The 24,467-nt window shown below is 69.2% G+C and carries 22 protein-coding genes; 12 read left to right on the top strand and 10 right to left on the bottom strand.

Features of this window, described 5'->3' with window-relative positions:
• Window positions 1-447, bottom strand: a complete 447-nt coding sequence (locus tag DNK52_RS01040; protein WP_110238706.1) for a hypothetical protein — start codon at window positions 445-447, stop codon at window positions 1-3.
• Window positions 444-1,238, bottom strand: coding sequence for an alpha/beta hydrolase (locus tag DNK52_RS01035; protein WP_110238705.1), 795 nt, complete (start codon window positions 1,236-1,238; stop codon window positions 444-446). Before DNK52_RS01035 ends, DNK52_RS01040 begins: the two co-directional genes overlap by 4 nt.
• A 115-nt stretch (window positions 1,239-1,353) precedes the next feature.
• On the opposite strand from DNK52_RS01035, the gene DNK52_RS01030 reads away from it, so the two are divergent.
• Genes DNK52_RS01030 through DNK52_RS01010 form a run of 5 tightly spaced genes read left to right on the top strand, consistent with a single transcriptional unit; the run spans window position 1,354 to window position 5,446 of the window.
• Window positions 1,354-2,127: a lysophospholipid acyltransferase family protein gene (locus DNK52_RS01030; RefSeq protein ID WP_110238704.1), complete on the top strand. Its 774-nt coding sequence runs from the start codon at window positions 1,354-1,356 to the stop codon at window positions 2,125-2,127.
• Between the two features lie 11 nt (window positions 2,128-2,138).
• Complete coding sequence (gene macS, locus DNK52_RS01025) at window positions 2,139-3,305, top strand: MacS family sensor histidine kinase (RefSeq protein WP_110239898.1); 1,167 nt, start codon at window positions 2,139-2,141, stop codon at window positions 3,303-3,305.
• Window positions 3,306-3,324: 19 nt separating this feature from the next.
• Window positions 3,325-3,861, top strand: coding sequence for a flavin reductase family protein (locus DNK52_RS01020; protein ID WP_110238703.1), 537 nt, complete (start codon window positions 3,325-3,327; stop codon window positions 3,859-3,861).
• Window positions 3,862-3,894: 33 nt separating this feature from the next.
• The gene (locus DNK52_RS01015; RefSeq protein ID WP_204163378.1) at window positions 3,895-4,536 is read left to right on the top strand and encodes a response regulator transcription factor; all 642 of its coding nucleotides are present in this window, start codon (window positions 3,895-3,897) and stop codon (window positions 4,534-4,536) included.
• Between the two features lies 1 nt (window position 4,537).
• The gene (locus DNK52_RS01010; RefSeq protein WP_110238701.1) at window positions 4,538-5,446 is read left to right on the top strand and encodes a hypothetical protein; all 909 of its coding nucleotides are present in this window, start codon (window positions 4,538-4,540) and stop codon (window positions 5,444-5,446) included.
• A 38-nt stretch (window positions 5,447-5,484) separates the two neighbouring features.
• On the opposite strand, the gene glpK is transcribed toward DNK52_RS01010, so the two are convergent.
• Together glpK and DNK52_RS01000 are read right to left on the bottom strand one after the other, a co-directional pair.
• Window positions 5,485-6,951 (bottom strand): glycerol kinase GlpK, encoded by a 1,467-nt coding sequence (gene glpK, locus DNK52_RS01005; RefSeq protein WP_110238700.1) that lies wholly within the window; start codon window positions 6,949-6,951, stop codon window positions 5,485-5,487.
• Between the two features lie 91 nt (window positions 6,952-7,042).
• Complete coding sequence (locus DNK52_RS01000) at window positions 7,043-8,248, bottom strand: pyrophosphate--fructose-6-phosphate 1-phosphotransferase (RefSeq protein ID WP_110238699.1); 1,206 nt, start codon at window positions 8,246-8,248, stop codon at window positions 7,043-7,045.
• Window positions 8,249-8,383: 135 nt separating this feature from the next.
• Here DNK52_RS01000 and DNK52_RS00995 point away from each other — a divergent pair, with 135 nt between their 5' ends.
• Window positions 8,384-9,718, top strand: coding sequence for a class II 3-deoxy-7-phosphoheptulonate synthase (locus DNK52_RS00995; protein ID WP_110238698.1), 1,335 nt, complete (start codon window positions 8,384-8,386; stop codon window positions 9,716-9,718).
• Between the two features lie 98 nt (window positions 9,719-9,816).
• Window positions 9,817-10,818, top strand: a complete 1,002-nt coding sequence (locus DNK52_RS00990) for a threonine aldolase family protein (RefSeq protein ID WP_275426124.1) — start codon at window positions 9,817-9,819, stop codon at window positions 10,816-10,818.
• A 47-nt stretch (window positions 10,819-10,865) separates the two neighbouring features.
• Here DNK52_RS00990 and aroF read toward each other — a convergent pair whose 3' ends face one another.
• The 4 genes from aroF to pknB form a co-directional block, all read right to left on the bottom strand.
• Window positions 10,866-11,915, bottom strand: coding sequence for a 3-deoxy-7-phosphoheptulonate synthase (gene aroF / locus DNK52_RS00985; protein ID WP_110238697.1), 1,050 nt, complete (start codon window positions 11,913-11,915; stop codon window positions 10,866-10,868).
• A 109-nt stretch (window positions 11,916-12,024) separates the two neighbouring features.
• Entirely contained in the window at window positions 12,025-12,912 is an 888-nt protein-coding gene (locus DNK52_RS00980; protein ID WP_110238696.1) for a DMT family transporter, read from the bottom strand.
• Window positions 12,909-13,832 (bottom strand): deoxyribonuclease IV, encoded by a 924-nt coding sequence (locus DNK52_RS00975; RefSeq protein ID WP_110238695.1) that lies wholly within the window; start codon window positions 13,830-13,832, stop codon window positions 12,909-12,911. The genes DNK52_RS00980 and DNK52_RS00975 overlap by 4 nt, the downstream gene beginning before the upstream one ends.
• Before the next feature lie 79 nt (window positions 13,833-13,911).
• Entirely contained in the window at window positions 13,912-16,014 is a 2,103-nt protein-coding gene (gene pknB, locus DNK52_RS00970) for a Stk1 family PASTA domain-containing Ser/Thr kinase (protein ID WP_239455302.1), read from the bottom strand.
• 167 nt (window positions 16,015-16,181) lie between these two features.
• Between pknB and DNK52_RS00965 the strand changes: the two genes are divergently transcribed.
• Entirely contained in the window at window positions 16,182-16,553 is a 372-nt protein-coding gene (locus DNK52_RS00965) for an Rv2175c family DNA-binding protein (RefSeq protein WP_110238694.1), read from the top strand.
• A gap of 19 nt (window positions 16,554-16,572) precedes the next feature.
• Here DNK52_RS00965 and DNK52_RS00960 read toward each other — a convergent pair whose 3' ends face one another.
• Together DNK52_RS00960 and DNK52_RS00955 are read right to left on the bottom strand one after the other, a co-directional pair.
• The gene (locus DNK52_RS00960) at window positions 16,573-17,661 is read right to left on the bottom strand and encodes a polyprenyl synthetase family protein (protein WP_239455301.1); all 1,089 of its coding nucleotides are present in this window, start codon (window positions 17,659-17,661) and stop codon (window positions 16,573-16,575) included.
• 97 nt (window positions 17,662-17,758) lie between these two features.
• Complete coding sequence (locus tag DNK52_RS00955; protein WP_110238693.1) at window positions 17,759-19,060, bottom strand: phytoene desaturase family protein; 1,302 nt, start codon at window positions 19,058-19,060, stop codon at window positions 17,759-17,761.
• 125 nt (window positions 19,061-19,185) lie between these two features.
• Between DNK52_RS00955 and DNK52_RS00950 the strand changes: the two genes are divergently transcribed.
• The 4 genes from DNK52_RS00950 to DNK52_RS00935 all read left to right on the top strand — a co-directional run bounded on the left by DNK52_RS00950 (window position 19,186) and on the right by DNK52_RS00935 (window position 24,443).
• Complete coding sequence (locus tag DNK52_RS00950) at window positions 19,186-19,650, top strand: hypothetical protein (protein ID WP_110238692.1); 465 nt, start codon at window positions 19,186-19,188, stop codon at window positions 19,648-19,650.
• A gap of 247 nt (window positions 19,651-19,897) precedes the next feature.
• On the top strand, window positions 19,898-20,308 hold the full coding sequence (locus tag DNK52_RS00945) for a DUF6504 family protein (protein WP_239455300.1): 411 nt from the start codon (window positions 19,898-19,900) through the stop codon (window positions 20,306-20,308).
• Between the two features lie 9 nt (window positions 20,309-20,317).
• A complete protein-coding gene (locus DNK52_RS00940) occupies window positions 20,318-20,788 on the top strand; it encodes an SAV_6107 family HEPN domain-containing protein (RefSeq protein ID WP_239455299.1) in 471 nt (156 codons plus the stop codon).
• On the top strand, window positions 20,778-24,443 hold the full coding sequence (locus DNK52_RS00935; protein ID WP_110238690.1) for a DNA polymerase III subunit alpha: 3,666 nt from the start codon (window positions 20,778-20,780) through the stop codon (window positions 24,441-24,443). Before DNK52_RS00940 ends, DNK52_RS00935 begins: the two co-directional genes overlap by 11 nt.
• Window positions 24,444-24,467 lie beyond the last annotated feature (24 nt).

Here is a 24,467-nt window from a genome sequence, read left to right as displayed (position 1 = left end):
TCAGACCCGGGCGCCGTTGTCCCAAGGATCTCGTGGCTCCTGGGGCATGGTGAAGACCAGGTAGACCAGAGAGCCGACGAAGACGCCGATCAACGCGAGCGCGATCGTGCCGCCCAGTGCGCCGCCGGTGAACGCGGTCAGCAGGAAGAGGATCGGGGCACCGATCACGCCGAGCCAGGCTGCCCGCCGCGGGCGGGTGGTGCTGGGCAGCGGGGGTGGCACGGGCGGGACGAACCGTGCCTCGTCGTCGGTGCCCGACTCCTCCGGCGGCTCCGGACCCGCGACCTCGGCGCCCGCGTCGACGGCCTCGTACGGTTCGCTCGTCCCTGCGGCGGACTCTGCGCGCGCGGTCTGCGGTCCCGGGTCGAGCTCGTCGTCGAGCTCCGCCCGGTCGCCGTAGTTCTCGACGATGGACCGCCACAAGGCGTCCTCGTCCCGGTACGTCACCTGAGTGGACCACCCGTGTCGACGCCAGCGGTGACGCGCTCGATGAACGCCACGCTCTCGGCGACGATCATCTCGGCGTCGTTGTCGATGGTGGCCACGTGGTAGCTCTGGGGCAGCGAGAGCTCCACGAACTCCCGGGAGGAGACTCCCGCGCGGATGGCCGCCAGGGACGACGGGTCGACGACGTGGTCGGTCGCGGACTTCATGAAGAGGATCGGGGAGGTGACCTGCGGCAGCACCTCCCGGACCTCCTTCCACCCCTGCATCATCGAGTGCGCAGCCTTGAGCGGAGTCCGGTGGTAGCCGTGCTCGTCGACGCCGGGCTTCTTGATGTCATTGACGATGCCGGGCATCGACCCGAGCACCCACTTCAGCACGGGCAGGGCCAGCACGTCCTTGCGCTTCGTGGCCACCGCCGGGTTGACCAGCACCAGGCCGGCGACGCGGTCGCCCAGATCGGCGGCCAGACGCAGCACCAGCCCACCCCCCATGGAGAGTCCTGCGACGACGACGAGGTCGTTCTCCGCCTCGAGCTTCTCGAAGGTCCGGGTGATCTCGGCGTACCAGTCACTCCAGCGCCTGGTGTTCAGCTCCTGCCACGTCGTGCCGTGGCCGGGAAGCCTCGGAACCTCCACGGCGTAGCCGCGCTCCGCCAGCGCCTCGCCCCAGGAACGCATCGAGGCAGGTGAACCGGTGAAGCCGTGGCTCAGCAGCACGCCGACCCGGCGACCGCCGGTCGCTTCCGGACGGGCAGGGACGCTCAAGGGCGCGGCGAGTGGATGGAGGCTCATGGTTGTCCATTGTGCCGCAGTGGCCCACGTCCGGGCAGGTGTTGACGAGGGTTGCCGTGTCTTCGCCATCGATCAGTGAGGCGCGATACAGCGGGGGAACGGCTAGGCTCGGCTGGTGTTCTATTGGTTCCTCAAGTGGATCGCCCTCGGGCCCTTCCTCCGGGTCATCTTCCGTCCCCAGTCATCGGGCCTGCACCATGTCCCGGAAGAGGGGGCGGCGATCCTCGCCTGCAACCACCTCTCCTACGCGGACTGGTTGTTCATGCCGCTCACCCTGCAGCGCCGGGTGACCTTCGTGGCCAAGGCGGAGTACTTCACCTCTCCGGGCATCAAGGGCTTCTTCCAGAAGATGTTCTTCTCCGGCGTCGGCCAGGTGCCGATCGACCGGGCCAGTGGCAGCGCAGCGGCCGGCGCGATGCGCTCGGCGAGCAAGATCCTGTCCGAGGGGGACCTCTTCGGGATCTTCCCCGAGGGCACCCGCTCCCACGATGGCAAGCTCTACCGGGGCAAGACCGGTGTCGCCCGCCTGGCCCTGACCACCGGTGTGCCGGTGATCCCGGTCGCCGTCGTGGGCACCGACGTCGTGGCGCCTCCCGGCAAGACCTTCGGCGCACTCACCCGACCGTCAGTGCGCTTCGGTGCTCCTCTCGACTTCTCCCGCTACCAGGGCCTCGAGAACGACCGGTACATCCTGCGTTCGGTGACCGACGAGATCATGTACGAGATCATGCGGCTCTCCGGGCAGGAGTACGTGGACATGTACGCCACGAAGGCCAAGGAGGAGACCAAGAAGGCGCAGGCCGCGGCCAAGGCAGCGGCAGCAGCTGCCGAGCGTGCGGCGCTGGACGAGGAACTCCTCAGCTCCGGTCCGGACGAGAGAGTGTCCTGAGCGACCGGGTGGTGGCCCAAGGTCCTGGACCCGCAGCCAGGCTGGCGGTCGAGGACCGGCTCTACGCTGCCCTGGCCGTCCTGCGGGTCGTCGTCACCCTCAACTTCGTGGCCCTGACCATCTGGCGCTGGGACAACTTCAGTCGTCCCGGTTGGACCTTGGTCGTCGTGCTGGCGATCCTGCTCTGGACCGTGGTCGTCCAGATCCTCTACAGCGTCCCCTCTCGGCGCACGACCTGGCTCTACGTCGCCGACCTCGCGGTCACGATGGCGGCACTGGCCACCACTCCGTGGTTGAAGTCGGAGAACTTCCGCGCGACCACGCCCGGTTTCTGGGTGATGTGTGTCGTCCTGGCCTGGGCGATCCACTGGAACTGGCGCGGGGGTGTCGTGGCAGGTGCTGCGGTCAGCCTCAGTGACGTCGTGGTGCGGTCGGCGGCCATCACCCAGACCAACTACTCCAACATCTTCCTGCTTCTGCTCGGTGGCGCCGTGGTCGGTTACATGTGCCAGACCCTGCAACAGATGTCCGCGGAGCGGGCCGTCGCCGAACGGCGGGAGGCGATCGCGCACGAACGCGCCCGGTTGGCCCGGGCCGTGCACGACGGAGTGCTCCAGGTCCTCGCGCTCGTCCAACGGCGCGGCTCCGAGAGCACGGGTGACTGGGCCGAGCTCGGCGTGCTGGCCGGAGAGCAGGAGTCGGCGCTGCGGGCCCTGATCCACGCCCAGGACACGTGGTCCACCTCCGCCGTGACCGGAGGTGCCGGGGACGAGGGGCAGCCCGCTCTCCTCGTACGTGACCTCGCCGGTGCGCTGGAGCGCACCGTCGGCACACGGGTCACCGTGGCCACGCCCGGTCGCGCGGTCGATCTCCCGACCGAGGTCGTCGACACCCTCCTGGGCGCCGTCGGGGCCTGCCTGGACAACGTACGGCTGCATGTTGGGCTGGACGCTCCCGCGTGGGTGCTCCTCGAGGACCACGGCGACCGGGTCGTGGTGTCGGTGCGCGACGAGGGGCCGGGGATCGCGGCGGGACGTCTCGAAGAGGCCAGGAGCCAGGGACGCCTGGGCGTCAGCTCCTCGATCTGCGGCCGCCTCGACGAGATCGGTGGAACAGCGACGGTGCAGACTGGATCGTGGGGGACGGAGTGGGAGTTGTCCGTCCCGCGCGACCAGTGACAGCGAAGGGAGGAGCTCCATGACGATTCACAGCAGCCACCCCTTCACGGGTCCCCGTGACGCCCCCGACGAGGTGCGCCAACTGCGGGGCCGGATCGGCGGTGTGGTGACCCTGTGGACCACCGGCACCGGTGCCGCTCGCAGCGGGCTCACGGTCTCCAGCGTCATGGTGGCCCGCGGCGAGGAGGGTCGATTCCTGGCGCTGGTCGATCCGCTCTCCGACTTCGCGGAGGAGTTCGACCGCAACGGGCGCGCCGTGGTTCACCTGCTGCGTTGGCAGCACCGGGACCTGGCCGACATCTTCGCCGGCCTCTCACCTGCGCCGGGCGGGGCGTTCGCCTCCGCCGACTTCACCGGCGCGAGCCACGGGCCCCGACTGATGAGTGCCGGTTCCTGGGCGCAGGTGGAGCGGGAGGGGGCTGACGAGGTCGGCTGGTCCACCCTCTACACCTGCCGGATCGTGGAGGCGCACGTCGAGGACGAGGACGATCCCTTGGTGCATCGCCGGGGACGCTATCGGCGAGCGGCCGACGCGCAGGGGCCCGCCGAGCAGTAACCTCGCAGCGTGAGCGAGCAACCGATCCGAGTCATGGTCGTCGACGACCACCCGATGTGGCGTGACGCCGTGGAGCGTGACCTTGCCGCCTCGGGCCTGGACGTGGTGGCGGTTGCCGCCAGCGGTGACGAGGCGATCACCCGGTTCGCTGCCTCCCGCCCCCAGGTGGTCGTCCTCGACCTCCAGATCCCCGCGCCCAACGGTGTGGAGGTGACGCGCACCGTGCTGGCCCAGGACCCGTCCGCCCGGGTGCTGATCCTTTCGGCGTCCGGTGAGCAGGAGGACGTGCTGGAGGCCTTGAAGGCAGGAGCCACCGGCTACCTGGTCAAGTCGGCGTCGCGCACCGACCTCCTGGACGCAGTACGCCGCGTCGCCGGCGGCGGGACCGTCTTCACCCCCGGCCTCGCAGGGCTGGTGCTGGGGGAGTTCCGTCGGATCTCCGACCCCGCCAACCAGCGTCCCGAGACCCCGGAGCTGACCGAGCGTGAGACCGAGGTGCTCCGGATGGTGGCGAAGGGGTGGGGTTCCAAGCAGATCGCCGAACGCCTCTTCATCTCCCACCGGACCGTGCAGAACCACGTCCAGAACACGCTGCGCAAGCTGCAGCTGCACAATCGGGTGGAGTTGACCCGCTGGGCCATCGAGCAAGGACTCGACGAGGTCGACGAGGTCTGACATGGATGAGCCGGAGGCAGTCGACGAGCGTCTCCTGACGCTGGTCGACGAGTTGTACGCCCTCGACCCCTCCGACTTCACCGCCGCTCGTGACGCCCACGTGAAGGCGCTCAAGTCCGACGACGCGGCGTACGCCTCGCGGGTCAAGGCGTTGCGCCGTCCGGCCACAGCTGCGTGGGCGGTGAATCACTTCGTACGCCGTGAGGCCGCCCAGGTCGAACAGTTGCTGGCCCTGGGGGAGGCGTTGCGCGAGGCACAGAGCGCGTTGGACGGCGAGGAGTTGCGCAGCCTCACCCGCCAACGTCGCCAACTGACGGCTGCGCTCACTTCGCGCGTCAAGGAGGCCGCGGCCGAGTCCGACCAACGACTCAGTGCAGCAGTGCTCGACCAGGTGGAGGCCACGCTCACAGCGGCGTTGCTGGACGAAGGCGCGGCGGTGGCCGTGCGTTCGGGGACCCTCATCACACCATTGACTTCGACCGGGGTCGACGCCGTCGACCTCGCCTCGGCGGTGGCACTGCCCGCCACCTGGGGCTTCGTGCCCCGGGCTCGACCTCCGGTCGCCCCGAAGCGCCCGGCGCTGCGGCTGGTTCCACCTCCGCAGGTCTCGGCCCAGGAACGCCGGCAGGCCAAACAGGCGCTGGCGGAGACCGAGCGGACCCTCAGCCGTGCCCAACGGGAACATCGCAGCGAACAGCGTCGGGTGGGGGACCTCCAGGCCAGGACGCTGCAGGTCGAGTCCGAGCTCGACGAGTTGCGTCGACGCATCGCGCAGTTGGAGGCACAGGCGGCCGAGGTCGCGGACGAACTCGCTGCAGCTGAGGAGAGTTGCGAGGACGCGGCCAGCGCGGTCGCAGAGGCGGAGGAGGAACGCGACGCCGCCGCCACCGCGCTCAACGAGCTGCAGTGACTCCCGGGCGGGGTGCGCGGTGTCGGGTCACCGGCGGCTCAGGCCCAGCCCTTGGAGCGATGCACCGCCTCGGTCCAACGCTCGTAGCCCGCGTCGGCCGCCGTCCGTCCGTCGCCGGGGCTGAAGCGGGCCTCCAACTGCCAGGTCTGCTTCAGTTCTTCGGTCGAGGACCAGACCCCGGTGCCCAGGCCGGCCAGGAAGGCCGCACCGAGCGCCGTGGTCTCGACGAGCTTGGGTCGTTCCACCGGGAGACCGACCTGGTCGGCCTGCATCTGGCACAGCAGGTTGTTGGCGGCAGCGCCCCCGTCGACCTTGATCGAGGTCAGCTCCGGCATGGTCTCGAGGACGTCGCGGACCTCGAAGGCGATCGCCTCCAAAGTGGCGCGCACGACGTGGGCGCGGGTGGTGCCACGGGTCATGCCGATCAGCAGACCGCGCGCGTGCGGGTCCCAGTGGGGGGCGCCGAGCCCAGTGAGCGCAGGGACGAAGTAGACGCCGTCGGTGTCCTCGACGGTCCGGGCCACTGCCTCGGCCTCGGCGGCGGAGCCGATGATCTGCAGGCCGTCACGCAGCCACTGCACGGCCGCCCCGGTGACGAAGATGGAGCCCTCCAGCGCGTACGTCGTCTCGCCCTCGGGACTGCGCCACGCGGCGGTGGTCAGGAGCCCGGCGTCGGAGCGCACGGGCTCGGTCCCGGTGTTGGTGAGGATGAAGGAGCCGGTGCCGTACGTGCACTTGGTGTCGCCGACGTCGAAGCAGGTCTGGCCGAAGAGCGCTGACTGCTGGTCGCCCGCTATGCCGGCGATCGGCAGTTCGAGGCCGCAGAAGGACCGTGCGTCGGTGGTGTCGACGACGCCCCAGCTGGGCACGATCTCGGGCAGAGCCGAACGGGGCACGCCGAAAAGCTCGCAGAGCTCGTCGGACCAGTCACCCTTCCCCAGGTCGAAGAGCAGGGTGCGCGAGGCGTTCGAGACGTCGGTGACGTGCCAGTTGCCGCGCGTCATCCGGGCGATCAGGTAGGAGTCGACGGTGCCCACCGCGTACCGTCCGGACTCGACCAGGGCCCAGGTGTGGGGCTCGTTCTCGCGCAACCAGACCAACTTGGTCCCGGAGAAGTACGGGTCGAGGCGCAGACCGGTCAGCTCGGTGACCCGGTCCTCGTGCCCCTCCTCGCGCAGTCGGGTGCAGATGTCGGCGCTGCGGCGGTCCTGCCAGACGATGGCCCTGCGGGGGGAGCCGAGCGTCTCGCGGTCCCACAGGACCACGGTCTCGCGCTGGTTGGTGATGCCGAGGGCCGTGAGGTCGTCGGCGTCGACCTTGGTGAGGACCTCCTTGGTGGCGGCCAGCGTCGCCTGCCAGATCTCCTCGGGAGCGTGCTCCACCCAGCCGGGTTGCGGGAAGTGCTGGCTGAACTCCTGGTAGCCCTTGGCCACGATGCTGCCGTCGAGGTCCACCACCACGGCGGTCACACCGGTGGTCCCGGCATCGATCGCGAGCACGCTCATCTGGACTCCTTCGTCACGGGTGCCGGCCCTGAACGGTCCCGGCAGTGCTGGAGAAGACCCTAGTGGGCGCCACGGGCCACCACCTGGGCCGTCAGGGAGTCGTCTGGCCGATCCGTTCCAGGATCGCGGTGAACCAGGGCTGGGTGACGTCGAAGGGCTTGTGTCCCGCGATCCGTTCGAACTCGATGGCGCGCAACTCGTCGCCGCGTCCCTCGTCGTGACCGATGACGCCCGGGACACCGGCCATGGCGGAGGCCACCGCCATCTCACTCATCTCGCGGACCAGGGCGAGGTCGGTGTCGTTGGCGCGGGCGGAGCGGGAGAAGTACCCGGACTTCTGCACCATCTTCTTGCCCGCCCCGATGCGTGCCCCAAAGGTCTCGGCGAAGTACTGGCCTGGGTTGATCTTGTCGAGCATGACGTGACCGAAGGGATCGCGCTCGACCTCGGTGCCGTCCGCCTCCAGCTCGGCGACGATGTCGGACACCCCGGCTCCCTCGGAGAGGAAGATGTTGACGCAGCCGACCTCATCCATCACCCGGCGCAGCCTGACGGCCTCGGCGTCGAGGTCGATCGGCAACTCCGGGACGTACAGACCGTGGATGTCCCACCGCTCCGGCGCCAGGCCGATGCTCGGCAGCCACTCCTGCGCGGCATGCCAGGTCAGGTAGTCGCGGGCGGCCACGGCGGTCAGCCAACCGCTCGCGCGCCCCATCACCTCGTGCACGATCAGCATCCGCGGAGCGGCACCGTGCTCGGCGAGCACGTTGCGGGCAAAGATCGACGCCTGCTCGGCCGCGCTCTGGGCGCCGAGTGTCTGGCGGATCGGGACCACGTCGTTGTCGATCGTCTTGGGCAGCCCGACCACGGTCAACTCGATCTCGCTGGCCCTGAGGTGGGCGGCCAGGTCGGCAGCCGCCGTGTTGGTGTCATCGCCGCCGATCGTGTGGAGGACGTCGACGCCGTCGGTGACGAGACGGGTCGCCGCCACCTCGAGCGCGCTCTCACCGTCGCTGATCAGGCCACGCCTGCGGCAGTCCTCGTCGTTGGTCAACTTGACCCGACTGTTGCCGATGGGACTCCCGCCGAAGCGGTGCAGCACGGCGGCCCCGGCGCGCGCTGCCTCGTCCACGACGATGCTGTCGCCCTTGAGCAGACCTTCGTAGCCGTGCCGATAGGCGATGATCTCGGTCTCGGGGGAGTGGCGGGTCCAGATCTCGATCAGGGCACCCACCGCGGAGGAGAGGCAGGGTGCGTATCCGCCAGCGGTGAGGAGTGCCACACGTTTGGGTGCCATGGCGCGAGTCTAGGGGTTCCGGAAGTGGGTTGGGGAGCGTCACAGTCCGAGTGCGGGTCCAGGTCGACGTCGTCGCGGTGAGCCCGAGGGGCGGGCGAATCGGCCCTGTCAGTGCCTCGGACGTAGGCTTGGGGGGTGACCATCCCGAGCCTCGAAGACCTCAACGCCCTCGGTCGGGTTCAGCAGCCGAACTACCCAGATGCTGCTGCTCTCGAGAGTGCGGTTGCCCGCCTGCGCAAGGCGCCCCCACTGGTTTTTGCCGGTGAGTGCGACGACCTGACGGAGAAGCTTGCCGCCGTCACCCGCGGCGAGGCCTTTCTGCTCCAGGGTGGGGACTGTGCCGAGACCTTTGAAGGCGTGACCGCGGACAACACGCGCAACAAGTTGCGGGTGCTGCTCCAGATGGCCGTCGTCCTGACGTACGCCGGCTCCGTGCCGGTGGTCAAGGTGGGCCGCCTGGCCGGTCAGTACGCCAAGCCTCGCTCGTCCGACACCGAGACCCGCGAAGGCGTGACGCTGCCGGCCTACCGCGGCGATGCGGTCAACGGCTTCGCCTTCACCTCCGAGTCGCGCATCCCGGACCCGCAGCGTCTGGTCGACATGTACAACAACGCCGCGGCGACGCTCAACCTGGTGCGTGCCTTCACGACCGGTGGCTACGCCGACCTGCGCCAGGTGCATGCGTGGAACACCGACTTCGTACGCGACTCCGTTGCCGGCCTGCGTTACGAGAAGGTCGCGAGCGAGATCGACCGCGCCCTGAACTTCATGCAGGCCATCGGTGCCGACCCCGACGAGTTCCACCGCGTCGACTTCTACTCCAGCCACGAGGCGCTGCTGCTGGAGTACGAGCACTCGTTGACCCGCATCGATTCGCGCACCGAGAAGCCGTACGACGTCTCGGCCCACATGGTCTGGATCGGCGAGCGCACCCGGCAGATCGACGGCGCCCACGTCGAGTTGCTGAGCAGCATCAGCAACCCCATCGGGGTCAAGCTCGGCCCCACGACGACTGCGGACGACGCCTTGGCGCTGGCAGCCAAGTTGAACCCGGAGAACATTCCTGGACGACTGACCTTCGTCACCCGTTTCGGTGCCGGCAAGATCCGTGAGGGTCTGCCCCCGCTCGTGGAGAAGGTCAAGGCCGCGGGGATCCAGGTGGCCTGGGTCTGCGACCCGATGCACGGCAACACCTTCGAGGCGTCCTCGGGTTACAAGACCCGCCGTTTCGAGGACGTCATCGACGAGGTTCAAGGCTTCTTCGACGTCCACCGCGCCGCTGGTACGTGGCCCGGCGGCCTGCACGTCGAGCTGACCGGTGACGACGTCACCGAATGCGTCGGCGGCGGTGAGCTGATCGACGAGGCCGGCCTGGCCAACCGCTACGAGACGGTCTGCGACCCGCGCCTGAGCCGGGTCCAGTCCCTCGAGCTGGCCTTCCTGGTCTCCGAGATGCTGCGCAAGGCCTGAGCAAGCACGACCCGCACCTGACGACGGCGCGGTCCCGCAGGGGACCGCGCCGTCGTCACATTTCCGGTCGGTCGCAGGGGGTCCGTAGGGTTCAGTGGGTGAGCGACCTCGTTGATCTCCGTTCGGACACCCTGACCCAACCGACCCCGGCGATGCGACAAGCCATGGCCCAGGCGCCCGTCGGTGACGATGTCTACGGCGAGGACCCGACCGTACGGCTCCTGGAGGAGCGTGTCGCCGACCTCTTCGGACACGAGGCGGCCCTCTTCACCCCGACCGGTTCGATGGCCAACGTGCTGGCTGTGCGCAGCGTGGTGGCTCCCGGCCAGGAGATCCTCTGTGAGAGCTCGGCCCACATCGCACGCGCCGAGCTCGGTGCCCACGCCGTCTACAGCCAGGTCACCATGCGGACCTGGACCCGAGCGCGCGGACAGATCGACCTGAGCGCGATCCAGGCTCTGTACGCCCCGGACATGGGTCCGTTCTTCGTGCCGACCGCCGCGGTGTCGGTGGAGAACACCCACAACTTCGCCGGGGGAGTGACGCTCCCGCTGGCCGACCTCGAGGAGCTGCACCGGTGGGCGCAGTCAGTGGGCTGTGCCGTGCACCTGGACGGCGCGAGGATCTGGAACGCGCACGTCGCGACCGGCACCCCGTTGCGTGCCTACGGCGCGACCGCCGACGTGATGGCCGTCTGCCTCTCCAAGGGGCTCGGCGCCCCGGTCGGGTCCCTGGTGGTGGGTAGTCAGCACACGATCGACGAGGCCCGGGTGTGGCGCAAGCGGATGGGGGGCGGGATGCGTCAGGTGGGGATCCTGGCCGCGGCCGGGCTGCATGCGCTCGACCACCACGTCGAACGGCTGGCAGAGGACCACGACCACGCCCGCCTGCTGGCCCAGGCCTGCGGAGTCGACCCGAGCAAGGTCGACACCAACATCGTGGTCATGGAGCGGGACGATGCTGCTGTCTTCGTCGAGCGGGCAGCGAGCGAGGGAGTACGCGTGAGTGCCGTCGGTCCGAGGACGGTGCGCCTGGTCACCCACCTCGGCGTGGATGCCGCTGCAGTGGAGCGGGCTGCAGTCGTCCTGTCCCGGCTCTGAGGCGCTCGGCCCCGGAGACGCTCCGAGAACCGCCGAGGGCAGTCAGGTCAGCGAGCCCGGGCGACCGCGCCGGCGTCGTGCCGACCCATGACCTTCGGCAACTGGCGTACGGCCTGGGCGAGTTCTCGCAGGTCGCTGCCGAGCAGGGCCTGGGGGCCGTCGCACAGTGCAGTCTCCGGATCCGGGTGCACGTCGACGATGACCCCGTCGGCTCCGACGGCGATGGCAGCCCGCGTCAGCGGCACCACCAGGTCCTTACGGCCGGCAGCGTGCGAGGGGTCGACGATGACGGGCAGGTGGCTCAGGGTCTGGGCGAGGGGGACGGCAGAGATGTCCAGGGTGTTGCGGGTGGTGGGTTCGAACGTACGGATCCCGCGCTCGCACAGGACGATGTCGAGGTTGCCTCGCTGCGCGATGTACTCGGCAGCCATCAACCACTCCTCGATGGTGGAGTTCATGCCGCGCTTGAGGAGCACCGGCTTGCCTGACTGACCCACCTCCTGCAGCAACCCGAAGTTGGCCATGTTGCGGGTGCCGATCTGGAGCATGTCGACGTGGCTGGCGACGGTCTCGACGTCGCGCACGTCGACGACCTCGGTCACCACAGGCAACCCGGTGGAGAGACCGACCGAGCGCAGGATCTCCAGCCCTTCGACGCCCAGGCCTTGGAAGGCGTACGGAGAGGTGCGGGGCTTGTACGCCCCGCCGCGGAGCAGGGTGGCCCCGGCAGAGGCCGCCATCCGGGCGGCCGAGACTGTCTGCTCGGCGCTCTCCACGGCGCAGGGTCCGGCGATGAAGGTGAAGGTGTCGGGGCCGATCGGCACCTGGTGGTCGGCAGGGCCGACCCACACCGTGGACCTCTGCGGATGGTGCTGCCGACTGACGAGTTTGTAGGGGTCGGAGATCCGGTGCACCGTGGCGACGCCGCGCAGGGTGCGGAGGTTGAGGTGGTGGAAGGACTCGAGGTCGCCGATCAGACCGATGATCGCGCGGTTCACACCCTTGGAGACGAACGCCTGTCCGCCGGTGGACTCCACGCGTTCGACCACGTGCGCAATGTCCTCGTCGGTGGCTGCGGGTGACATGACGATGACCATCAGAACTCCTTCCGGCGGGCCCCGATGTGGAGTGGGGTGCCTGGTGACGAAGGTACGCGTCTGGGACCGAGCCACGCGCACCCTGACGGATCACAAGACGAGCAGCACCTCAGACGGTCAGGTGGGTCACTTCACCCTCGAGTTTGCGACCGGGGGAGAGCTCGACCAGGAGCATCGCCCCCAGGACCATCAGTCCCCCGAGGACCAGCCGGCCGGTGAGGACCTCGTCGCCCGCAGCGACCGCGAAGGTCGTGGCGAAGACCGGCTCCATGCTCATGATGATCGCGGCCCGGGTGGGGCTCAGGTGCGCCTGCGCCCAGGTCTGCACGAAGAGCGCGGCCGCTCCGGCGACCAGCGCCATGTAGACCAACGAGAGCCAGTCGGAACGGGTGCCGGGCAGGATGATCCCGTCGGGTGCGGTGGCCACGAAGCAGACGGCTGCGATCACCATCAGTTGCACGATCGACATCCCCATCGCTTCCTGCGGACGCGACCACGCACCCAACCCCACGATGTGCAGCGCGTAGAGGCCGGCGGCCACCAGGGTGATCGCCTCGCCGTAGCCGATCGCGACGCCCTGCAGGGTCAGCACCGCCAGGCCGAGGGCTGCCAGCGCCACCGCAGCCCAGGTCATGCGGTTGATCCGGCTCCTGAGCAGGACGGCCGCGAAGAGGGGGGTGAAGACCACGTACATCCCGGTGATGAAGCCGCTCACGCTCGCAGCCGTGTGGGCCAGGCCGGCGGTCTGCAGGATCTGTGCGATGCCGTACAGCACTCCGAGGACCATCGCCTGACGACGTGATTGCGCCGAGAGTCGGGCCAGTGCCCGGGGAGCGACCAGGAGCATGGCCGCGCTCGCGATGGCGAAGCGCACGGCCAGGAAGTCCAGGGTCGGGACCCGATCGAGCAGATCCTTGATCAGGAAGAAGGTGGAACCCCATGAAGCGGTGACGGCGATCAGGGCCAGCGTCGCAACCAGGGCGGGCCGGCGGGTCACAGCCGCGCTGCGAGGCCGTGTGCCCGGTCGCGGAGCGCCTTCAGCAACGGGATGTCGGCGTTGCCCTCGTCACGGGACCCCGGCGTCTCCAGGATGAACGGGACACCGGCGGTCTCCGGATGGGCGAACAGTTCGCTGAACGCGCCCGTGCCGATGTGCCCCTCGCCGATGCGCTGGTGGCGGTCCTTGAAGGCCCCTCGTACGTCCATCGAGTCGTTGGCGTGGATCAGCCGGAGCCGCCCCGGCCCGCCGATCTCGACGATCCGGTCGACGGCAGCGCCTGCGCCCCCCACTTCGTCCAACGGTTCGCCGGCGGCGAAGACGTGACAGGTGTCGAGGCAGATCCCTGCCTTCGGGTGGAGGTCGAGCGCGGACAGGTAGGGGTGCAGGTCCTCGACACCGGCGCAGAGCGAGCGTCCCTGGCCTGCGGTGGGCTCCAGCAGGAGCCAGGGAGCGTCGTCCCCCTCCAGGGTCTCGAGGATCGGCAGGAGGCCTTCGCGGACCTGCTTCATCGCAGCGTCGTACTTGTCCTGGTCGTCGCTCGGGTCGACGAAGGAGCCGGTGTGCACGACCACGCCCTCGACACCGAGGTCGGCGGCGCGCCGCAGGTTGTGGGCGAGGACCGCGACCGACTTCTCGTACGTCGCCGGTGTCGGTGAGCCCAGGTTCACGAGGTAGGGAGCGTGGATGAATGCGCGAATGCCTCGTTCCCCGCAGGTGTCCCGGAAGGCGGCGTCCACGGATGGATCACCTGGGGAGTGGGCCCAGCCGCGGGGGTTGCCCGCGAAGACCTGGATCGTCTCGGCGTCGAGGTCAGCGGCGCTGGCCAACGCTCCGGCGACCAGGCCCTTGCCGACCTGGACGTGCGTCCCGACCGGGTTGCGAAGAGCGGAATCGGCGGTGGTGAGGGTCTCGGGCACCGGTCCACAGTAGGTCTCCCGACCGGCCCGGCACGATCCGGGGCACCCCCGAGGCGGGCCGCCCGGGGCGGGTGACGGGTCAGACGAGGGAGAGGGTGACGGTCGACCCCTTGGGGACCATGGACCCGGCGCGAGGATCGGTGCTGAGCACGACCCGGAGCCCGATGAAGGCCGACGAGTTCTGCACCTCCACCTCGAAGCCGAGATCCTCCAGTGTCTTGGTGGCCGCAGCAACGCTCTGGGCGACCACTCGGGGCATCTCGACCAGGGTCGGGCCCTTCGAGACCTTGAGCGTGACGGTGTCTTCCTTGAAGAGCGTGCCCTCGGTGGGGCTCTGGCTGATCACGATGCCCTCGGCGACCTCGTCGTCGAAGACCTCGTCGCGCGCGACCACCAGACCAGCCTTCTCGAGCCTGGCCTGGGCACGGTCCGCCTTCTTGCCGGTGAAGTCGGTGACCTCGACCGGCTCGCGACCCTTGCTGAGCGTCACGTTGACGGCCGTGCCGGGACGTACCGTCGTGCCGGCCTTCGGGTTGGTGGAGATGACCTGTCCCTCGGGAACCGTCTCACTCCACTTCTCGACCTTGCGCCCGTACTCGAGCTTGAGCTCCTCCAGCGCAACACGAGCCGCGTCGTCGTCCTTGCCAGTCAGTTGCGGCACGTCGTAGCGCTCGGGCCCCAACGAGAGCGAGAGCGTGACGGTGTCGCCGTCCAGGACCCGGTCGCCGGGCTCGGGGTCACTGGTCACGACGAGGTCCTTGGCGATCTCCTCGTCGTAGGACGGCTCGCCGACCTGGGCCTGCAGACCGTTGGCCTCGAGCTCGGCGACGGCCTCGCTCTGGCTCAGTCCCATCAGGCTGGGTGTGGTCGTGTAGCGCGCGAATCCGAACCACCAGGCACCGACGCCGATGGCCAGCACGAGCAGCAGGGCAAGAATCAGCACGAACGGTCCGCGACGACCTCGACGACCGCGATCGGTGGTGCGTCGGTCGGCCTCAGGAGAGGGCAGTCGTCGGATCGGTTTGTCGGCGGCGTCCGCGTTGGCCAGGTGTGCTCCTCCGGTCGCGACGGCGCCGGGAGCACCGGCCCCCATGGCCTGGAGCTCGGCGGGTGAGAGAGCCTGCAGCTGTTGGGTGCGGTCGGTGACCGGAGCCGCGGCTGCGGTCGCGAAGACCTCCTCGACGTCGGAGATCCCTTCGCGCTCTGCCTCCAGCTCGACAGCCAGGGGCGCCACGACCGGTGCCGGGCGCAGGTCCGACTCCAGCTCGTGGTCCTCGGTGATCCCCTCACGCAGGGCCTGGGCCACGCGACGCACCTGGTGGAGCAGCACCCCTGCGTCCGAAGGCCTCTGGTCACGGTCGCGAGCGGTTGCCCGGGCCACCAAGGCATCGACGTACCCGGGGATCCCCGGGACCAGCAGCGACGGAGCCGGCACGTCCTCGTGCACGTGCTTGTAGGCCACCTGGATCTGGTTCTCACCCTCGTGCGGCTTGACGCCGGTGAGGAGCTCGTGGAGGACGACCCCGACGGCGTACACGTCGACCCGTGCGTCGGCCTGTCCCTGCACCACCAACTCAGGGGCGAGGTAGGAGACGGTCCCGATCACGACGCCGGTGGCGGTGTGCTGGCTGGTGGCGCTGATCGCCTTGGCCAGGCCGAAGTCGGCCACCTTGACCAGAGCCGGATCGCCGGCCTGTCCCTCGCCGATGAGCACGTTCTCGGGCTTGATGTCACGGTGCACCACACCGGCGCGGTGGGCGGCGGCGAGGGCGCCGAGGACGGGCTCCAGCAGCGCCAACGCCGCAGCGGGGGAGAGCGGAGCGCGGTCCTTGATCACGTCACGCAACGTCTGGCCGGGGACGTACTCCATGGCCAGGAAGACGATGCCGTCGTCCTCACCCTGGTCGTGGACGGCGACCACGTTGGGGTGTGAGAGCTTTGCGGCGGCCCTGGCCTCGCGTACGAAGCGGGCAGCGAAGTCGTTGCCGTCACCCATGCCGGGGTGCATGACCTTGATCGCCACGGTCCGCTCGAGCCGTTGGTCCACGGCCTCGTAGACGCCGGCCATGCCGCCCCGGGCGATCCGGCGCAGCAACAGGTAGCGGCGGTCGAGGAGGCGTCCGACCAAGGGGTCGCCCGGGTCCACCGACGCACGCTGGCGCGTGTGCTCGTCAGGTTCCACGGTGGGACCTCCAGTGCCGGGGACGGCTGATGTGACGAAGTTGGGATGGTGGTTGTTGGGGCAATCGTAGTGATTGCCCCCTCAGGCCCGGTCGTCCCTGTCCAGTTCCGGCGTGGCGTGACCCGGCCGAACGTGGCCTCGAGGGCGACTGGTGGCACCATGGAGCCATGGACGACGCACCCTTGGCAGACGCAGACCTCGACGCCCTCGTCCCCGAGTGGATGGACTGGGCCAGGGCTGCCCAGTTGCTGGGAGTCTCGGTGGGGCGGGTGCGCACGATGATCCGTGAGCACGAGTTCGCCGCTGCGGTTCCGCGGCCGGGTGCGGGGCAGCAGATCCCGGCTGACTTCATCCAGGACGGTGAGGTCGTCAAGGGCCTTCCCGGTCTCCTGACGGTCCTCCACGACGGGGGTTACGACGACCGGGAGTGCATCGCCTGGATCTACTCCGACCTGGACCTGCCGGGCCGACCGATCGACGCCCTCAGGGAGAACCGGGGTCGCGAGGCCAAGCGCCGCGCCCAGTCGATGGCCTTCTGAGCGCTCGCTTCTGGCAACGTCAGACGGTGCGTTGAGTCACGGCTTCGGCCAGCCAGCGCAGCACCCCGCAGGCGTGGGGGTCGAGTCCGGTTGCGTCCAGGCCGCGCAGGGCCTGGGAGACCAGGGCAGTGATCATCTGCTCGACCTCGGCCCGGGCCCCGGAATCGGTGATGATCCCACGCAGCTGATCCACCTGCGTCGTGTCGAGGGGACTGCCCAAGGCCTGGTCGAGCGTGGCGGCGTCGGCCGGGGAGGCGTTGGCGAGTGCGAGGGCGACGAGCACCGTTCGCTTGCCTTCGACGAGGTCGTCACCGGCAGGCTTGCCGGTGGCTGCCGGGTCGCCGTAGACCCCCAGGATGTCGTCGCGGAGCTGGAACGCCTCGCCCAACGGCAGTCCGAAGGCACTCAGTGCCTCGATCACCTCAGGAGTGGCCCCGGCCAGGGCCGCGCCCACGTGGAGGGGGCGTTCGATTGAGTACTTCGCCGACTTGTAGCGCAGCACCGTCATGGCTTCGTCGACGTCGGCGTGGCCGCGGGCCTGGACGGAGACGTCGAGGAACTGACCGGCGATCACCTCGCTGCGGCACAGGTCGAAGATCTCCAGCGCTGGAGCGACGTCGGCGAGCGGGAGCCCGCAGCCACGGAGCAACTCGTCCGACCAGGCGAGCAACAGGTCGCCGAGGAGGATCGCTGCTGCGGCGCCGTACTGGGCGGAGTCGCCGGGCCACCCGCGGGAGAGGTGCTCCTGCTCCAGCGACTTGTGCGCGGCGAGACGTCCCCGTCGGGTGTCGGAGGCATCCATCAGGTCGTCGTGGACCAGTGCGCTGGCCTGGAGGAGTTCGAGGGCGGAGCAGGCCCGTAGCAGTGCTCGTTCGTCGGTGACCTCGGGCCGCACCGCGCGATGCCCCCACCAGGCGAAGGTGGCTCGGAACCTCTTGCCGCCGCTCAGGGAGGTGCGGGCCTCGTCGAGGAGGCGCGTCGCGTCGGGGCCCAGGTCTCGCAGCCGATCGGTCTGTACGGCGAGGAACTCGTCCAGCGTGGTCTGGACGGCGGCACGGAACGGGCTCGGGTCCCACTCGGTCGGGGCAGTCAGGCACTGTTCTGGCACCCGATGAGCCTATCCAGTCGAGTGGTGACGGTTCCATTCGAGGCCGCTTGCCACGGTGTGTCCGGGTGGATGGGCAGCGGCGATCGCCGAGGTGCCCTCAGGCGGGACCGATGGCCTGGGCCACCAGGGCTCCCGACAGTCCGGTGAAGGGGAGCCCGGAGCCCGGCGTCGCGTGCGCTCCGGCTGCATAGAGCCCTTTCACGGGGGTGTCCGGGCCGAGACGGCGGCGCACGGTCCCGGAGCCGCGCCACTGCACGCCCAGAGGAGAGCCGCCCCACTCGCGGGTCAGGGTCTCCGGCGTACGGTCCAGGCGCGCGATGACACGGTCTCGCAGGTCGTGACCGCGCGCCGCCATTTCGTCGAGCACGTCGGCGGGGACCATCCCTCGGGACTGCACGGTGACGACCCGCCTGCCCTCGGGTGCGCTGCCGCCGTGGCGCAGCACCAGGGGTGAGGCACCGTGCAGGACGAGCTCTCCGGGGGGATCTGCGGCGCCGTCGTCGAGCAGACCGAGATGGGTGAGGTGCGGCAACGACGTGCTCCTCGTACGTTTCACCAGCGGCCGCAGGGCCGGCAGTCGCCGCGGGTCGACGGCACAGACCACGGCGTCGGCCGCCACCTCACCGGCTGCGGTGCGTACGCCGACTGCCCGTCCGCCGCGCACCAGCACGTCCAGGACCGGGGTGGAGGTGTGGATCTCGACCTTCCGGGTCCTCAGTCGTGACGCCATCACTGCACCGAGTCCTCCGAGGCCTTGGGGCGAGGTCCACGACCCGAACTTCTGCTCGACGTAGGAGAGGGTGCCGAGCCAGGCCGGCACTCGCCTCAGGTCGTGTCCCTCCGAGGTGAAGCGGTGGCCCGCGACCAGGGCGAGGCGGTCGTCGGTGAAGGCGCTGCGCAGTCGCTTGGTCAGGGAGAGGCGCGAAGCAAGGATCTTCTTCGACTCGGGAGAGGCCATGGTCGGATCCCAGGGGCGTTCGAGGTAGTCCTTGCGCAGTCGTTCCCAGACCTCGCCCCAGGTGTCGACGTAGCCGACCCACTCGTGGCCGAGTCCTTCGCCGAGAGCTTCGAAGGCGACCTTCTGGCCGGCCCTGGATCCTCCGGTCAGGGCGAGTGAGGTGCCGTCGACGAAGCGGTGCTCGGCGATCACCGGGACGGGGACGAGTTCGTACTCGCGCTCCAGGGGGCGTCCCGACTTGCGGAACAGGTCGCGGGTGACCGCCGGGAGCAGGGTCGTGCTGGGGCCGCTGTCGAAGATGAAGTCATCGAGTTGCACCTGGGAGAGCGCTCCGCCGAGGGCGGGTGCGGCGTCGAACAGGCTCACCGCATGGCCGAGCTTGGCCAGCCGTGCGGCGCTCGCCATGCCTGCGAACCCGCCGCCGATGATCACCACGTGCATGGGTGCAGGCTATCGGCGTACGACCCGGTCGCCGACGATGACCCGGGCCGGTACCGTTGTGCTCTGCCCCTGAAGGTTCGACGCTCACTCCAACTCCCACTCCTACTCCCATGGAGGCTCCACAGATGATCGACAGGCCCACCTCGGTCACCCTGGCCCTGCGCATCGTCGTTGCGCTCTCGTTCATGGCCGGAATGACCACGGTGATGGTCGCGATCTTCCGCACCGACCTCGTGCTCGCCTGGGCCGAGGGCAACGCCGGTGCGCGTCAGATCCTGCGTGAAGGCGGGCTGGCGGCGGTGGAGAGGAGTCTGACGGTGCCCGGGTTCGTCCCGATCGTGGTGACCTCGTTCGTCATCTTCCTGATGCTCGTGTGGGTCTTCGCCGTGTTCTTCCGGGAGGGCTTCACCTGGGGCCGCATCTGCTTGGGTGGGGTGGCTGTCTTCGGCATCTTCCTGGCCGTCCTGTGCATCGCCAGTGACATTCCGACCCTCTTCGTGGTGCTCTCGATCGTGATGATCGTGCTGTGTGCAGCGCTGCTCGTCCTCCTCCTCCACCCGGACACCACGCGCTACTTCCGCGAGATCTGAAGCGCCGACCCCCGGCTGCTCCGCTCGACGTTCCTCACGTCCGTCCCTGCTGACGCATTCCCTGCTGACGCACTTTCCTGAGGGCGTGTGCCACATCGACGATTCGTCCTTCTTGACCTGTTGTCGGTGGCTGGGTGTACCTTGAGAACTGTTCGAACAAACGTTCGAAGCGACCTCGGTGGTGGTGACCTCGACCCCCACCATCGCCGGGGTCGGAGCGGGGTCGAAGACTGCTCGAGGAGGAATCATGCGGCGGTACGACGATCTCGTGGAGGTCCGTAGAGGACCAGTGGCAGGGTGCGTGGACGGGCCCGAACAGTTCCTGTGGAGGGGACGACTCTGGAAGGTGCGGGCGGTGGTTGCCCGATGGGTGGAGACCGATCCGTGGTGGCAGTCGGCCCTGGTGGGCGCCGTCGTCGGTGACGTGAGCGATGACGCGCTCGCGTCGACCGGCCGAGCACCTGGCAGCGACTCGGGGGATCCGAAGGAGTGGCAGCAGTTCGGTTCTGCGCTGGTGGCCGAACGTGAGATCTGGCGGGTCGAGGCAGCCCGCCCGGGGCTGCGAGACCACGTGGATCCCTCGTTGAACGACGGGGTCTTCGACCTCTCCCACGACGCAGTCGAGGGGCGCTGGCAGCTCCTCGGGTGCCAGGACTGAGTGATGGTCATGACGAAGCCCATGAATCCGCACCTGTTGCCTGCGGCGACCCACTCCTACCTGGCCAGGTCGGCGGAGTCGCTCCAGGAGGCGGTGACCGCTCGTGACGTTCCGACCCGGTACGCCTGTGCCCACGTGGCGGCGTTGCGCGCTGCCGCCGCGTTGTTGGCTGCGAGGGCGTTGCCCACGCCGGGGAGGCGCAGACAACGCAACGCCTGGGTGCTGTTGGCCGAGGTGGCGCCTGAGTTCGTGGAGTGGGCGACCTTCTTCGCTGCCGGCGCGGGAAAGCGCGCAGCGGCTGAAGCCGGCTCGACCCGTGCGGTCAACGAGCGGGAGGCTGCTGATCTGGTGCGTGACGCTGACCGGTTCCTGGCCGTGGTGGAGCAATCCTTGGGACTGATCCCGCACACCCAGCACCCTGACCAGCTGGCGTTGGCGCTGGTGGGGGTGCGGACGGCAGGGCGGATCGGTGCCGCGTGACGAATTCGTCCATCTCCATGTGGCCTCGGGTCACTCGCTCCAGTACGGCGCCTCACACCCGAAGGCACTGGTCGAACGCGCCGTCGAGCACGGGATGGACCTCATGGCCCTCACCGACAGGGACGGCACCTACGGTGCGGTGAAGTTCGCGAAGGCTGCTGCCACTCTCGGGATCAGACCGATTCTCGGGGTCGACGTCGCGGTGGGCCCAGGGGCTCTGGCCGTGCAGCGCAAGCCGGCAGTGACACGACAACCCGTACGCGGTGGTGCCTTCCGGGACGACCGCTGGCCCCGGGCGACCTTCCTCGCCGAGGACGGAGCGGGGTGGGCCTCGCTGTGCCGGTTGATCTCCGACACCCACCTCACCGGGGAGCGGGGGAAGCCGGTTGCCTCACCAGAACTCCTGGCCCCGCACCTGGCCCAGGGGCGGGTGAGCGTGCTCCTGGGGCCAGCCTCGGACGTGGGAGCAGCAGTGGCGGCACGCCACGACGAGCTGGCTCGGACCCTGCTGGCGCGCTGGGTGCGTCTGGTCGGTCGTGACCACCTCCGGGTCGAGCTCGTCTCGCACCTGTTGGGGGCGAGCGCCACCGGCTGGTGGGCCGGCAGTACTCCGCACGCGGCCCGAATGGCAGGTCTGGCCGAGGAGGCGGGTGTGGAGACGGTGCTGAGCAATGCCGTCCGCCATGCGCGCAGGGAAGACGCGCCCACGGTCGACGTGCTCGACGCAGCCCGTCGGCTGGTGCCGTTGGACAGGCGACACCTCGACCGGAGGAACGCCGAGGGATACCTCAAGTCCGGCTGCCAGATGGCGGAGATCGCCCAGGAGATCTGCCGTTCCGCCGGACAGGGGCCGCGCGCGGCAGAGCGTCTGCTGGCGCGCACCCGGGAGCTGGGCGAGGCCTGTGCGCTGGACCTGCGGAGGGATCTGGGGATCGGCACGATCCATTTTCCGGAGTTCGAAGTCGTACGCCGTGACGGAGTCCCGGACGCGGGCGGCGGACGGACCCCGGCGGACGCTCAACTGCGCGCTCGATGTGAGGCCGCGATCGGATGGCGCTACGGGCAGTCGCCCCGGCAACGCATCTGGAAGCGGCTCCACGACGAGCTCGACGTCATCGAGTCGCTGGGCTATGCCTCCTACTTCCTCACCGTGGGTGAGGTGACCGACCTGATCCGTGACATGGGTGTGCGGTGTGCTGCCCGCGGGTCGGGGGCAGGCAGCCTCGTCAACTACCTCCTCGGGATCTCGGGCGTGGACCCGTTGCGACACGACCTGCTGATGGAGCGATTCCTCTCACCGCGCAGGAAGTCGCTGCCCGACATCGACGTCGACGTGGACTCAGCTCGACGGGCGGAGGTCTACGAGGCGATCCTGGAACGCTTCGGTGGTGACCGGTGCGTCTGCGTGTCGATGACCGAGACCTATCGGGTGCGACACGCGGTCCGCGACGTCGGTGCTGCGTTGGGGATGCCGCCGGGGGAGGTGGACGCGATCGCCAAGGCCTTCCCGCACCTTCGTGCCAGGGACGCCCGCTCCGCTCTGCGGGACCTCCCGGAACTGCGGGCCAGCGGTCTCGCAGCCGAACGTCTCGACCTGATGTTCGCCCTGGTCGAACGTCTCGACGGGCTGCCCCGACACATCGCGGTGCACCCGTGTGGCGTCCTGCTCTCGGATGCTTCCCTGCTCTCCCGCACTCCGGTCGAGGCCAGTGCAGCGGGCTACCCGATGAGCCAGTTCGACAAGGACGACGTCGAAGACCTGGGGCTGCTCAAGCTCGACGTGCTCGGCATCAGGATGCAGTCGGCCATGTCCCACGCGGTGGCCGAGATCAATCGGGTGGACCATGTCCGACTCGACCTGGACGACGAGTCCCAGGTGCCCTTCGACGACCCGCCGACCTATGAGTTGATCAGCAGCGCACGCACGTTGGGCGTCTTCCAGATCGAGTCCCCGGGGCAGCGTGAACTCGTCGGCAAGTCGGGCATCGACACCTTCGAGGAGATCATCACCGACATCTCCCTCTTCCGTCCCGGACCGGTCAAGAGCGACATGATCACTCCCTACCTGGAGGCGAAGCAGGGGTGGCGCCCGGTGGTCCACCTGCATCCGGACCTGAAACCGATCCTGGAGTCGACCCACGGCGTGGTGGTCTTCCACGAACAGGTGATCGAGATCATCGCTCGTCTGACGGGGGTCACTTTCGCCGAGGCCGACGAGAAGCGGCGGGCGATGGGCAGCGCCGAACAGATGGTGGACGTCCATGACTGGTTCGTGCCCCGTGCTCTCGAACGCGGCTACGAACCGCCCTTCGTCGACCAGATCTGGAAGGTGCTCGAGGCCTTCGCCTCGTTCGGGTTCTGCAAGGCGCATGCAGCGGCCTTCGCGCTGCCGACCTACCAGTCGGCCTGGCTGAAGACGCACTGGCCCGCTCATTTCCTGGCCGGGGTCCTGACCCATGACCCCGGGATGTACCCCAAGCGACTGATCCTCGATGACGCCCGGCAGTTCGGGGTGGCGGTGCATCCCCTGGACGTCAACACCTCCGAGCGGGACTACGTCGTGGCTTATGACGCCGACGCCCCCGCCGGTTACGGCATCCGACTGGCCCTGAGCGAGGTCAAGGGGATCAACGCCCACGAGGTCGAGCGGATCGTCGCAGCCCGCCCCTATTCGTCCTTGGCGGACTTCTGGCAACGGGCAGGCGTCTCGAGGCCGGTGGCCGAGCGCCTCGTGCTGGCCGGTGGGTTCGACCAGATCCATCGGATCGCCGGTGCGGATGCAGGGGTGGTCGTGCGTGACCAACTGACCCGTCGCGACCTCCTGCTCCAGGTGGCTGAGCTGGAGCGCTCCACCAAGTCGACGGGGCGTGGCGCGCGAGGGCGAGGCCGCTCCGTACGGGCAGGGGGAGGCGGTGACGTCAGGGCGCGAGCGGCGGCCCAGGTCCACACGTCGCCGGGCCAGGGTCAACTGGACTCGGTCCAGCTGGCGCTAGACATCGAGTCTGCAGGTGGGCGAGGGGTGAGTGGGCTGCCTGAGCTGAGTCTCGGCGAACGGATGTCGGCGGAGCTCGAGATCCTCGGGCTGGACGTCAGCGGTCACGTCATCGGGGAGTACGACGCTTTCCTCGATGCTCTGGGGGTCACCAGAAGTCGTGACCTGCTCCGCCGTCGGAGCCGTGCCGAAGTGCTGGTCGCCGGGGTCAAGGTGGCCACCCAGACCCCTCCGATCCGTTCGGGTCGACGTGTGGTCTTCCTGACCGTGGACGATTCGACCGGCCCGGTGGACGCCACCTTCTTCGAGGACGCCCAGGGTGCGTACGCCTCCACGGTCTTCTCCTCCTGGTTGTTGCTGGTGCGAGGAGAGGTGCGTCGGACCGGACACCGTGGAGTCTCCGTGCGCGCCACCGGCGCCTGGGCGTTGCCCGAGATGGCGGCGCTGTGGGACGCAGGGACCACCTCCGAGGAAGGACTGGCAGCGGTGCGGGCCCGGATGTCCCGTGCTCCCGTCACGACCACCGGGCCGGGACAACGCCGGGTGCTCGTGCACAGCAGCGGCTTCCGGATGTCGCCGTACGCGGACGTCAAACCAGCTGGTGGGTCGACGACCGCGCCTGCGCGTGGTCTGTGGCACCGAAGTCCGGGGAGCCCAGGATGAAATCGAGGTGTTTCGCCCTAGGGT

The organism is Nocardioides gilvus (assembly GCF_003194605.1).
GTDB lineage: Bacteria > Actinomycetota > Actinomycetes > Propionibacteriales > Nocardioidaceae > Nocardioides > Nocardioides gilvus.
The sequence above is the reverse complement of the archived record's forward strand: the minus strand, read 5'-3'. Positions and strand labels throughout refer to the sequence as shown.